The sequence below is a fragment of the Dyadobacter luticola genome, assembly GCF_005860805.1.
GTDB classification, from domain to species: Bacteria; Bacteroidota; Bacteroidia; order Cytophagales; family Spirosomataceae; genus Dyadobacter; species Dyadobacter luticola.
Genome location: NZ_VCEJ01000002.1, coordinates 1,395,725 through 1,408,296, shown reverse-complemented (window position 1 = coordinate 1,408,296; position 12,572 = coordinate 1,395,725). Strand labels below are relative to the sequence as shown.

At 47.3% G+C, this 12,572-nt stretch carries 12 protein-coding genes; 8 read left to right on the top strand and 4 right to left on the bottom strand.

Annotation, left to right across the window (positions count from 1 at the left end):
• Positions 1–9: 9 nt before the first annotated feature.
• Positions 10–747 carry an electron transfer flavoprotein subunit beta/FixA family protein gene (locus FEN17_RS05935; protein WP_138364359.1) on the bottom strand — a complete coding sequence of 246 codons (738 nt, stop codon included), beginning with the start codon at positions 745–747 and terminating at the stop codon, positions 10–12.
• Between the two features lie 95 nt (positions 748–842).
• Between FEN17_RS05935 and FEN17_RS05930 the strand changes: the two genes are divergently transcribed.
• Positions 843–1,169, top strand: coding sequence for a tetratricopeptide repeat protein (locus FEN17_RS05930; RefSeq protein WP_138364358.1), 327 nt, complete (start codon positions 843–845; stop codon positions 1,167–1,169).
• 169 nt (positions 1,170–1,338) lie between these two features.
• Positions 1,339–1,695 carry a hypothetical protein gene (locus tag FEN17_RS05925; protein WP_138364357.1) on the top strand — a complete coding sequence of 119 codons (357 nt, stop codon included), beginning with the start codon at positions 1,339–1,341 and terminating at the stop codon, positions 1,693–1,695.
• 38 nt (positions 1,696–1,733) lie between these two features.
• Here FEN17_RS05925 and FEN17_RS05920 read toward each other — a convergent pair whose 3' ends face one another.
• On the bottom strand, positions 1,734–3,038 hold the full coding sequence (locus FEN17_RS05920; protein ID WP_138364356.1) for a Gfo/Idh/MocA family protein: 1,305 nt from the start codon (positions 3,036–3,038) through the stop codon (positions 1,734–1,736).
• Between the two features lie 25 nt (positions 3,039–3,063).
• A complete protein-coding gene (locus tag FEN17_RS05915) occupies positions 3,064–4,362 on the bottom strand; it encodes an acetylxylan esterase (protein ID WP_138364355.1) in 1,299 nt (432 codons plus the stop codon).
• 98 nt (positions 4,363–4,460) lie between these two features.
• Here FEN17_RS05915 and rluF point away from each other — a divergent pair, with 98 nt between their 5' ends.
• The 6 genes from rluF to pgi all read left to right on the top strand — a co-directional run bounded on the left by rluF (position 4,461) and on the right by pgi (position 12,159).
• The gene (gene rluF / locus FEN17_RS05910) at positions 4,461–5,201 is read left to right on the top strand and encodes a 23S rRNA pseudouridine(2604) synthase RluF (protein WP_138364354.1); all 741 of its coding nucleotides are present in this window, start codon (positions 4,461–4,463) and stop codon (positions 5,199–5,201) included.
• A 117-nt stretch (positions 5,202–5,318) separates the two neighbouring features.
• On the top strand, positions 5,319–6,023 hold the full coding sequence (locus tag FEN17_RS05905; RefSeq protein ID WP_138364353.1) for a hypothetical protein: 705 nt from the start codon (positions 5,319–5,321) through the stop codon (positions 6,021–6,023).
• 69 nt (positions 6,024–6,092) lie between these two features.
• Positions 6,093–8,276: an alpha-galactosidase gene (locus FEN17_RS05900; protein WP_138364352.1), complete on the top strand. Its 2,184-nt coding sequence runs from the start codon at positions 6,093–6,095 to the stop codon at positions 8,274–8,276.
• A 52-nt stretch (positions 8,277–8,328) separates the two neighbouring features.
• The gene (locus FEN17_RS05895; protein ID WP_138364351.1) at positions 8,329–9,522 is read left to right on the top strand and encodes a DUF5009 domain-containing protein; all 1,194 of its coding nucleotides are present in this window, start codon (positions 8,329–8,331) and stop codon (positions 9,520–9,522) included.
• A gap of 66 nt (positions 9,523–9,588) precedes the next feature.
• The gene (locus FEN17_RS05890) at positions 9,589–10,428 is read left to right on the top strand and encodes a sugar phosphate isomerase/epimerase family protein (RefSeq protein ID WP_138364350.1); all 840 of its coding nucleotides are present in this window, start codon (positions 9,589–9,591) and stop codon (positions 10,426–10,428) included.
• Positions 10,429–10,509: 81 nt separating this feature from the next.
• Positions 10,510–12,159 (top strand): glucose-6-phosphate isomerase, encoded by a 1,650-nt coding sequence (pgi, locus tag FEN17_RS05885; RefSeq protein ID WP_138364349.1) that lies wholly within the window; start codon positions 10,510–10,512, stop codon positions 12,157–12,159.
• Here the strand turns inward: pgi and FEN17_RS05880 are convergent.
• Positions 12,138–12,509 carry a VanZ family protein gene (locus FEN17_RS05880; protein ID WP_138364348.1) on the bottom strand — a complete coding sequence of 124 codons (372 nt, stop codon included), beginning with the start codon at positions 12,507–12,509 and terminating at the stop codon, positions 12,138–12,140. The genes pgi and FEN17_RS05880 overlap by 22 nt on opposite strands.
• Positions 12,510–12,572: the final 63 nt, after the last annotated feature.

The window sequence follows — 12,572 nt, the reverse complement described above, 5'->3', positions numbered from 1 at the left end:
GAATGAATGTTAAAGCACTTTCGCTTCGGTCTGCAAAAGCCGGATCAATGTTTCGGCTTCGCTGGCCGGGATCATTTTGCAGGCACCTTTTGGAGCGGGCAAAGTGTATTTTTCCGGCGAAGTCATTTTATCAATGTCCACCGGCTCCACCACATTTAAAGGTTTTGTCCGGGCAGTCATAATTCCCCGCATATTCGGGATTTTCCACTCGGCAATCGGTTCCTGGCAGCCCAGTACGAGCGGAAGAGAGGCTTTCAGAATTTCTTTTCCGCCGTCGATTTCGCGGGTGATTGTGGCAGTACCGTCGGCAATGTCCAGTCTCATGACGGGCGAGTAGGAGGGAATACCCAACATTTCGCCGACCAAACCGTGCACCACGCCACTGTTATAGTCGATGGATTCGCGGCCCATCAGGATCAGATCGTAATTATTCTGGCTGGCAATGTGGGCGATCTGCGCAGCGGCGTAATAGGAATCCTGCGGCTCAATGTTCACCCGGATCGCATCATCCGCACCGATTGCCAGCGCTTTTCTGATCTGCGGATCGGTATCCGCCTCGCCTATGTGAAGTACGGTCAGTGTCGCACCGAGCTGCTCTTTCAATTCTACGCCGCGGGCGAGCGCGTAGTCGTCGTAAGGCCCAATAATGTATTGTACGCCGTTTTTATTGAGTTTTGTATCGTTATCGGTGAAGGTTATCTTGGCGGTAGTATCGGGGACATTCGTTATACAAACCAGTATTTTCATGATTTCTTGGTTGTCTGTTTTGTCGATTATGGGAATAACTTTGTACGGGCAAATTAAGGCAAATCCAAATAGTATGCAAGCATAATAACTTACCTATGAGCAGCAACATTCTGTCCTCTCTGATTGGTTTTTACGAGGAAGATCCCGGCGATCCTTTCAACATTTACGCCCTGGCTATTGAATACGCGAAGTTTGATCCGGGCAAGGCAAAACACTTTTTTAATATCTTATTGACAGAACATCCTGACTATCTGCCCACTTACTATCACGCCGGGGCATTTTTTGCAGGAGAAGAAAATATTCAAAAAGCGGAAGAGATTTATCAGAAAGGTGTAGACCTGGCGCGCAGCCAGAAAAACGTGAAGGCGCAGCAGGAGCTGACCCGAGCGTATAATGCTTTCCTCGACGAACTGGACGATTAGGGATTTATGCCTCAAATTTGCTGTTTTGTCCAAAAAAGCCTACCTTTCGGACATATTTGTTTGACTTGCCGGCCTGTTTCAGGCAAAACTTTAATCCTCTGCTCAGTTTAGCTTGATTTTTGGTGTAAGTTCCTTTTGACGGAGGTAGAAAAAATTATTTCAATTATATATGGAAAGGGAATCATTTATCCCGCTTGTAGTAAAGTGGGCAAAAGCTCATGGCTTTAAAGATATACAGGCGAATATGGAAGGTTACGAAGTGCCTAAGTCCTATGAAAGGGCGGCTGATAACCTGAAATTTACCCCGGATGTGACGGGCGTAAATATGTTCAACAGACATTATCTGGAAGTTTCCATGAAAACCGATCAGTTGCGCGGCAGCATTTCCAAATGGAAACTGCTCAGCGAACTTGCCGGCATGAAAGGCGCAAAACTATACCTCATGGCACCAAGAGGCCACGTCCGCTTCATCCGTGAAGTCGTGGATCAGTATAATATTCCTGCTGAGGTGGTGAAAATTGATTAAAAAAAAGAGGCGTTGGAAATTTCCAACGCCTCTTTTTTTTAGACTTCCGGATACTTCCACTCCCCTCGATACTCCCGGCTCAATAATTTATTCGCCTCGGGATCTCCCACGATTACTTCTTTTTCTCCGTCCCACACGATGCTTCTTCCGAGTTTGTAGGATAGCATTCCCAGCAAAGCCACATTGGTTGATTTTTGCCCAACTTCGATTTCGCAGATTGGCGGTTTGTTCGTTTTAATTGATTCCAGGAAATTGGCCCAAAGCTGCTGAATGTTCTGATCGTCAGGCTTGTTGAGCTGCGGGTCCTGATGGACGACGGGCTTTTTCGGGTCGCTCGGGTAAAATGTCCAGCCGTCAAGCCAGCCCATGTGAAATGTGCCTTCGGTACCATAAAAATATACGCCTACTGCCTGTTGAGGATGCGTTTTCTCCGCATTGTTGGCAGCGAATGTCCGGTGCTCCCATTCCAATGTAAATCCGTCGAAATCATAGACAGCTACCTGATGGTCAGGCGCATCCGTGTTGTCTTGTTTGATGGCGCGGCCGCCGGTGGAGTAAATTTTCTTTGGATATTTTTGCTCCGACCACCATAAAACCTGGTCGAGCCAGTGGATACCCCAGTCGCCTAATGTTCCGTTTGCGAAGTTGAGGTAGTTGCGGAAACCTTTCGGGTGAATGGTTTTATTGTAAGGTACCAGCTGCGCCGGACCGCAATAGAAATCCCAGTCCAAACCTTTTGGTACCTCGCTATCAGGCGTTTTCTGTCCCGCTCCGCCACCGTAATGCACAAATGCCCGCGCCATCCCGATTTTTCCAACCTTACCCGATTTCAGAAATTCCTGCCCGGAAATGTTATGCGGCGAAACCCGTCTGTGCGTCCCCACCTGCACGATTTTACCATGCTTACGCGTGGCATTCACCATCGCCCGGCCTTCTTTTATGGTATGCGAAATCGGTTTCTCGACGTAAACATGCGCCCCTGCCTCGATGGCGGCAATGCAGCAAAGCGGATGCCAGTGGTCCGGTGTGGCTACGATCACGATTTCCGGCTTTTCTTTGGCCAGCATTTCGCGGTAATCGCGGTAAAGTTTTGGCTTGTCGGGCGTCAGTTTCGAGACAACGTCCGAGCAGATTTTCAGCTGGTTTTCGTCTACGTCACAAAGTGCAACCAGCTTGGATTCACCGGCTTGCAGTGCGCAGCGCAGAATGTTGGTACCCCACCAGCCGGCGCCGACGAGCGCGGTTTTGTAAGGTGCAGCGCGTTTTAAAGAAGTTAATAAAGGTAATGATGAAAATGCCGCACCGGCCAATGCCGATTTTTCAATGAATGATCTACGGTCCATAAAAGTGGTTTAAGGATTGTATCGATTATTTCGCTTTCAGCTTCTCTACCAGCCAGTTATTCATCACATCACGCTCTTCCTGGTAAGTCCAGTGACCGGTATCCTGGAATAATTTCAGTTCTTTCGGCGCGGTGGTAACATTATAGGCCGAGTACATGGAAGTAGGCGGGCAGGTTTCGTCATTGAAACCCCAAATGTAAAAGCCAGGCACTTTTACCCTTCTTGCAAAATTCACGACATCATAATAGCCGATCGTGGCCAGCTTTTCCTTGGTGTTGTTTTGTTTAATGCCGTTTTTATCAAAGTAATGTGGCCAGCCGCCTGCGCGTCCGTTGAGGTAGCCGGTCACGTCGCTTAATGCGGGGTAGAATGCGCCCAGCCATTTTACACGCGGGTCTAGACCGGCTGTGACGATCGATAATGCGCCGCCCTGGCTTCCGCCGGTTACCGCCAGATTGGTACCATCAAACTGCGGCAGGCTTACCAGAAAATCGTTTGCCCTGACACAGCCGAGATATACTTTTTTGTAATAAAACTTATCCCTATCGTCCAGATTATAAGCAGGATAGCCATTCAAAGCGCCATTTCCCAGATCCAGATAAACACTCGGATCCATCGTCACCGGAATCCCGTGGATACCAATTTCCAAAGTGATAATTCCTTTGTCAGCCGTGGCAGGATCGCCATAGTAAGCCCGCACACCTGCGCCTGGCACTTTTAATAATGCCGGATATTTTCCTTCTTTTTTAGGAATACTGAGAATACCGTAAACCCGCAGGTTTTGTTTGTGGTTTTGCAAACTCAAGTGATAGACATTGGTTCTTTCCGTGCAGCGCTCAGGCAGCAAAGTCATTTTAGCATCCATCGGCACACTAGCGAGTTCCTTTTTTGCATCTTCCCAGAATTTATCAAAATCGTCGGGATTTGAGACGGTTGGCTGAATTTTCAACGGATCGAAACCGGCCGTAGCCAGCCCGCGGAATTCGCCGCCATCCACATTGGCCCATGCAATGCAGCGCAAAAAGCCAGGTGTTTTTAATGTTCCCCCGTCGATCGTCAGCTTACCATCGGCGGCGGTTTTTGTTTCTTTAATAGTAGGGTCCAGTTTTTCAAGTCCGATTTCGTAGCGGACCTGGGCATTTTTCACCGGGTAGCCGTTGCGCAGCACCTGGACGGTAAATTGTACTTTTTCACCGGGCTTGTAAGTCCAGTCTTCATGGTCGGCGCTGACAATAACTTCCACAGGACGCCTTGGAGGCTGTGCTTGAAGTGATATCACAGCAATCCAAAGCAGGAACTGACTTAGCAGAATACGATTTTTCATATAGATGCAGTGGTTCTATCTTATTTTTATTTAAAATTTGTTACCGACAGTTAAAGAGGTGAAAGGCCGGAATCTTTGATTTTGACAAGATAATTTTTATGATACGCATTAATAAATTCATCAGCGAAACCGGTTTTTGCTCGCGCAGGGAAGCCGACAAGCTGGTGGAGCAGGGCCGCGTCACCTTGAATGGCAAGAAGGCGGTTTTGGGTGATAAAGCTTCGGACGCCGACGATGTGCGCGTCGACGGAAAACCGCTGCGTGAGAAAAAAGCGGCCGTATACATTGCATTCAACAAACCGGTGGGGATAACCTGCACGACTGAGCGGAACATCAAGGGCAACATTATTGACTTCATCCGCCACCCGCAGCGCATTTTTCCGATCGGTCGGCTCGATAAACCTTCCGAAGGCCTCATTTTTCTGACCAGCGACGGGGATATCGTTAATAAAATCCTTCGCGCCGGAAATAATCATGAAAAAGAGTATGTCGTGACGGTCGATAAGCCGATCACGCCTGAGTTTGTGAATAGAATGTCATCCGGCGTGCCGATTTTGGACACGGTTACCCGTAAATGTTTTGTAAAAAAAGAAAGCAGCTACGTTTTTACAATCATCCTGACACAGGGCCTGAACCGCCAGATCCGCCGAATGTGCGAGTATCTGGGTTATAATGTGACGAAATTAAAAAGGGTACGGATCATGAATGTATCGCTAAAAGATTTGCCGGTAGGAATGTGGCGAAACCTGACCGAGCGCGAAATGGAGGCAATCAACTGCGCCGTAGAAAATTCAACAAAGACCGAAGAAGGATCACATTCCGGAAGTTGGGAAGAATAATCTCTATAAAAGTTAAAGAGTAAGAAGAATTTAAAAAGACAGAAAAAGATATTTTTTGCTGGATTTGTTTAAATTTAAAAAGGAATATTTAAATGTTTCAATCCTAGCCAGAGCCCTATGAAGCTGATCAGTACTATAATTATTGTTTGCGTAGGACTGCATGCGGCGTACGCGCAGGACAAACCGAATTTGTACCGTATCAAAAGCGGCTCCAACATTAATCACATCATTCCATATCGCGAGCAGTTTCAATTTGACCAATTCCTGGACGGGCAGGCGTATTTGCGCGGCGGGCGGATTTCCAAAGGCAAGTTCAATTATAATCTGGTCCAGAGCCAGGTAATGTTCATCGGGCCGCAGCGGGATACCTTACTTTTGACAGAACCGGATCTGGTAGACCGGATTGTCATTGGGAACAGTGTTTATTACTACCAGCGCGGTCATGGACACATTGAAATTACCGGCGATTACGGAAATGTGCAGCTTGGACGCAAGCAAAATTTCGCTTCGATGGGTAATGAGAAACCTGCTGCCTACGGTCAATATTCAGAGACTTCCGCGATTTCCAGCTTTTCGTCTTTTACCAATCAGGACGGGCGGCAGCAATATCTGGAAGGTCAGGTGAGGGTGCTGCTGAAAAGAGTATCATCTTATTTTTTAGTTGATAAAAACAGAAGGGTAGCCCCGGCAAACCGCAATAATATCCTGAAATATTTTCCTTCAAAGAAACGCGCGATCGCTGATTTTATGAAGGACAACAGCATTAATCTAGACAAAGAGCCGGACCTGATCAGGACGCTCGAATTTTGCGCCGCTTTATAAAGGATTGTTTCGTCCGAAATTGGTTAGCGAAGCCGCATTACGTTAACTTCCGGCTTTATTCCTAACCTGATGAAACGACTCTCAACCTTACTTTTTACGCTGCTAATCGCATTTTCTGCGTCGCTGGCGCAAAACCTTCCCGTCTGGAAACCCTCCCCAAAACCAGCGACCGACTGGCTGCTTAAACCTGAAACTCAAAAGGCCGGCATCTTCAAATCGGCCGATGGCAAAAACATTATTCTCGATAACGGTCTAATTAAAAGGACATTTCGATTGACGCCGGATTTGGCTTGCACCGATTTTACCAATCTGACAACCGGGCAACAATTACTGCGAGCCGTAAAACCGGAGGCGCGGGTTACCATCAATGGTATCTCTTACAACTTGGGTGGCTTATTTGGTCAAAAAGAAAATGGCTACCTGCTGCCAGAGTGGGTCGAAAACCTGAAATCTGCGGACAGTTCTTTTCACTATGTCGGTTTTACTGTTTCGGAAATTAAGCCTTATCTAAACTGGAAAACCGAAATGTGGACCGGCAATAAAAATCAGGCAAAGGGAAAAACCATCACATTTCGCTACAAATCAACATTCCCGGCGCTGGCAGGCGTGAACGTTTCGGTACATTATTCTTTGTTCGACGGCATTCCGCTGATCAGCAAATGGGTGACTGTGCAAAACAATTCGTCAGGTGCTGTGACGGTTGACCAAGTTGTGAATGAGATACTTGCGTTGGTAGAAGAGGAAAGTGCGGTAGTGGGTTCTCTTGAAAAGATGGCCAAGCCCAACGGTATTTATGTGGAGAATAACTTCGCGTTCAACAATTCGATGCGCTATAACCTGAGCGATCAGGCGACGAACTGGGTCACTGATCCAAGCTATACTTCGCAGGTCAATTATGATTTCAAAACACCTTGCCTACTGGAAGTGCATCCTGCCCGGAATATGGGGATGACTTTGAAAAAAGGTGAAACATTGGAATCGGTACGGACTTACGAGCTTTTGCAGGACAGTTATGACCGGGAAAGAAAAGGCCTGGCAATCAGGAGAATGTATCGCACGATTGTTCCCTGGACAACCAGTAACCCAATTTTCATGCATTTGGTCAGCAAGAATGATCAGGAAGTGCGTACGGCGATCGATCAATGTGCCGCCACGGGTTATGAGGCATTGATTTTAAGTTTTGGAAGTCATTGTGATATGGAAGATACTTCGGCCAATAATTTAAATAAATGGAAAGAATTGGCCGATTACGCGCATAGTAAGCACATATTCATCGGAAGCTATTCCCTTTTCAGTTCCAGAAAAATCGACGACGAAACCGATGTGATCGACCCAAAAACCGGCAAACCGGGCGGTGCGTTCTTTGGCAATGCACCGTGCCTGGGCAGTAAGTGGGGACTGACTTACCTCGAAAAGCTCAAAAAGTTTATGGGTTACACCGGTTTTAACATTTTCGAAAACGACGGCCCGTATCCGGGCGATGTTTGCGCTTCGAAGACGCACCCTGGTCACACAGGACTGGAAGATTCGCAGTGGCGGCAGATGGAGCTGCAAAAAAGGTTGTATCATTGGTGCAATGAAAATGGCATATATGTGAATGCGCCGGACTGGTATTTCCTGGATGGCACGCATAAAGTTGGGCTGGGCTACCGCGAAGTAAATTTTTCCCTTTCCCGCGACCAGCAAAAGATCCTAAACCGGCAGAACATTTTCGACGCAACCTGGAATGAAACGCCCTCGATGGTCTGGGGATTTGTGCCGCTCACCAAATACCAGGGCGGCTCCGATGACGCAATCCTTGAACCATTATCCGAACATCTTGATGCTTATGAGCAGCTGATGATGCAATATTTCGGCGCGGGAATCCAGGCTTGCTATCGCGGCCCAAGATTGTACGACACCGAAACAACCCGCAAAAAAGTCGCCGAGGTAATCACCTGGTACAAAAAATACCGCAACATTCTTAATTCTGACATTATCCACCTGCGCCGGGCCGACGGGCGCGACTGGGACGGCATCATGCACATCAATCCCACGTTGAAAGAAAAAGCACTGGTCATGCTCTACAATCCTCTTGCTGAGGAAATTGAAAGAGCTGTTACACTGCCTACCTACTATACCGGCGAGCATGAAGCCATCAAAATCCGGGAGAAAGAGGGCGCTGCAAAAATTGTAAAAGTTGACAGGAATTACGAGGTGAATCTTACTGTAAAAATCCCTGGTAAAGGCTATACGTGGCTGGTATTGGAGTAAGATTAGGTGTTTTGGTATTATATTAGGAATCCTAAACCGCTCTCTCTTTAACATGGACTTGAAAGTACCCTCCCTGCGCCTGGATTCGATTGACGTTTTCAGAGCGTTGACGATGTTCCTGATGATTTTTGTAAATGACCTTTGGACGCTGGAAGGCGTGCCGTGGTGGCTGGAACACAGCAAAGGTGCAGATGATGCGATGGGTGTTTCCGATGTTGTTTTTCCCGGGTTTCTCTTTATCGTCGGGCTCTCGATCCCGTTTGCGATTTCCAACCGCAAGGCAAAAGGGGACACGCCGATTATAGTCATTTACCATATTCTGGAACGCACATTTGCGCTGCTGGTGATGGGTATCTACCTTGTTAATCTCGAAACTGCCGTCAGTGGTATGGTGATCAGCAAGTCCGTATGGTCGCTGCTCATGGTACTAGCCTTTTTTCTAATCTGGAATTCTTACCCGTCAAAAGGCGAGCTGAAATACGCCAGCTACAAATTGATCGGTTATGTCATCCTTGCGGGGCTGGCGGTGGCTTACAAAGGCGGCGATCCGGCGCATCCGGTGAGCATGGGTACACATTGGTATGGTATCCTGGGGCTGATCGGCTGGTCGTACCTCATTAGCGCCATGATCTATTTCTTTGCAGGTGATAACCTGTTTGGAGTCGTCGGGGGCTGGTTGTTTCTGGTTATTTTCAATCTGGCGGAATTTTCGCATATGCTCGGCATTGTGGATCCGATCAGGAAATATGTGTGGATTGTAGGCAGCGGATCGATGCCCGCTTTTGCGATGGGCGGCGTCACGGCGTCGGTTATTTACCGGCAATATATCCGGCGAACCGGCGCGGGGAATGTGTATCTCCTGATTTTATTGGTACTCGGCGTGCTGTCATTGTTGTACGGTTTCGGGACGCGGCCTTACTGGGGTATCTCCAAAATCCGCGCTACGCCAGCTTGGGTAGGCATTTGCAGCGGGATCAGCTTCATTGCTTTTGCGTTTCTTTTTTGGCTGGTCGATTTGAAAAAAATAAAATGGTGGGCGGAGGTGATCAAACCTGCGGGGACTTCTACATTGACCTGTTACCTGGTGCCTTACGTCTGGTATGCCATCATTACCATGTTAGGAATTAGTTTGCCCATGTTTTTAAGAACCGGCGTAATCGGACTGATCAAATCCATGTGTTTTGCATTGCTGGTCATCATTGTGACCGGCTTAATCAATCGGATAGGGGTGAAATTGAAGATTTGAGGAAGTGGGTGGTAAATCGGCCGGAGTTCGTCTTTATATATTTAGGTCAAATCAAAACGGATATTAATGAATTCGAGACGAACATTTGTCAAAAAAGGAGTTGCTGGCCTCGTAGCCGGAAGCCTGCTGAATTTTCCTCAAAATAGTCAGGCGGGCGTAGCTCCATCCAAAAAAGAAGACACATTCAAATTAGGGATCGCTGGTTTTAGTTTTGTCAATTTCAAGCTCGACGAGTCTTTGGACATGATGAAAAAAGTGGATGTACATTATCTGTGCATCAAAGATTTCCACCTGCCCTTTAACAGCACACCCGAGCAAATCACCGCTTTTCATGCCAAATTAAAAGAAGTCGGCGTCACCGGTTACGCCGTCGGGCCGATCTATACCAAAGACCACCAGCAGATTGATAATGCATTTGACTATGCAAAACGTGTGGGCGTGAAGCTCATCGTCGGCATTCCAAATCATGAAGATTTGAAGTATGTGGAGCAGAAGGTGAAGGAATACGATATCAAATATGCCATTCATAACCACGGGCCGGAGGACAAGCTGTATCCTAATGCTGCGTCGGTTATCAATCTCGTGAAAGACCTCGATCCGCGTGTCGGCCTATGTTTTGACATTGGGCATAACCGTCGGGATAATCAGGATTCTGTGGCTGATCTTGCCAAATATGCCAAACGTGTTTTCGACATTCACCTGAAAAACGTGACCGAGGCGGCGAAAGATGGCAAAGCCGTCGAGCTGGGAAGAGGCGTGATCGACATTCCTGCTTTTGTAAAAACATTGCGGAAAATCAAATATCCGGGTGTGGTGAGTCTTGAATATGAGAAAGATATGAAAGATCCGCTCGTCGGGATCGCCGAGTCGATCGGTTATTTCAAAGGGGTGTGTGATGCAGGTTAATGTTAAAAAGCGCGTTAAAGTGCTGTAAACTCATATTTTTGCGAGATCAAGGTTGATTTTTTTACCAAAACACCATTAGCGATGCTATCTAACGTGCCCTTTGATCAATTGCCTGCTTATAAAAAGCTTAAATCACATTATAAAAACATTTCTCAAAAGCACATTAAAACGCTTTTTGAAGAAGAACCGGAACGCGCCAAGAAATTTTCAATCCGCTTCGGGGATATTTTGCTCGACTATTCCAAAAACCGCATCACCTCACGCACGCGTGGCTACCTGGTCCAGCTGGCTGAGGAAGCTGGTTTGGCAAATGCGATCGAAGCGATGTTTACCGGTGAGAAAATCAATGCGACGGAAGGACGTGCTGTTTTGCACACTGCCCTGCGCAACCGTTCTAATGAGCCTGTGCTGGTTGACGGCAAGGATGTTATGCCGGACGTAAATGCCGTTTTAGAAAAAATGAAAGACTTTTCCGGCAGGATCCGCTCGGGTTCCTGGAAAGGTTATTCCGGAAAAGAAATTACAGATCTGGTCAACATTGGTATCGGCGGCAGCGACCTGGGCCCGGTGATGGTGACCGAAGCGTTGAAAGCGTACGGCAAGCCGGGGTTGAATGTGCATTTCGTTTCCAATGTAGACGGTACGCACATTGCCGAAACGGTGAAGCCGCTGAATCCGGAGACAACATTGTTCATGATCGCTTCCAAAACATTCACCACGCAGGAAACGATGGCGAATGCACATAGCGCCAGAAGCTGGTTTCTGGAAAAGGCGAAGGATGAGCAGTTTGTGAAAAAACATTTCGTAGCGATTTCAACCAATCAGACCGAGGTAGAAAAATTCGGAATCGATCCGGACAATATGTTCGGGTTCTGGGATTGGGTAGGAGGGCGCTACTCGCTGTGGTCGGCTATTGGTTTGTCGATTGCCTGTTTTATTGGTTTCCAAAACTTTGAGCAGCTGCTTTCGGGTGCGCATGAAATGGATAAACATTTCAGGACGACCAAGTTGGAGCGAAACATTCCGGTGATTTTAGGTTTGCTGGGCGTCTGGTACAATGACTTTTTCGATGCGCAAACGCAGGCTATTTTGCCTTATGACCAATATATGCACCGTTTCGCGGCTTATTTCCAGCAGGGAGATATGGAGAGTAATGGTAAAAGTATGGGTAGAAACGGCAAGCCCGTTACCTATCAAACTGGCCCGGTGATCTGGGGAGAGCCTGGTACCAACGGTCAGCACGCATTTTATCAGCTGATCCACCAGGGAACGAAGCTGATTCCTTGTGATTTTATCGCTCCTGCTATCAGCCACAATCCGCTTGGCGAGCACCATATGATGCTTTTGTCTAACTTTTTTGCGCAGACGGAAGCTTTAATGAATGGCAAAACCGACGAGGAAGTGAGAGCCGAACTGAAAGCCTCAGGAAAAAGTCAGGAGGAGATAGACCAGATCGCGCCGTTTAAAATCTTCTCCGGCAGTCGTCCAACCAACTCTATTTTAGTTAAAAAAATCACCCCGAAAGTTTTGGGAAGTCTGATTGCGATGTACGAGCACAAGATTTTCGTGCAGGGTATCATCTGGAATATTTACAGCTTCGACCAGTGGGGTGTAGAATTGGGCAAGCAGCTCGCCAATAAAATTTATCCTGAACTACAAAACGATTGGCCGGTGAGCAACCACGACAGCTCAACCAACGGTCTGATCAATCAATACAAGCGCTGGCGGTAAGTTCTGAAAACCAGCCAGTAAAATACGAATCCTACAAGTACCCCAGCAGCATCTGCCGCAGCATCCCACCAGTCAAATGTGCGGTCGAACGGCAGAAGCTGCTGGTAAAATTCCAGCCCCACACCGTAAGCCATACCGGCTATCACGAGCAGCGTACTTTTTTGAGGGTATACCAAAAGCCACAAGATAGTCCACACGAAGAACAGGCTTACGTGGACGATTTTGTCAAATCCCATCATGGGTGCGGCGGGCAGATCTTTTCCTGGCCAGGTACAAGCTACCAAAATCAATAATGTCCAGAACCAAGCAAGCCAGGGACGTTTTGTGAAGAGGTCTGTCAATATTTTCATTGTGAAGCGTGATAATTTGATTTACAAATCTAGGCTGATTTCGGCAAAGTAATGTTCTAGATA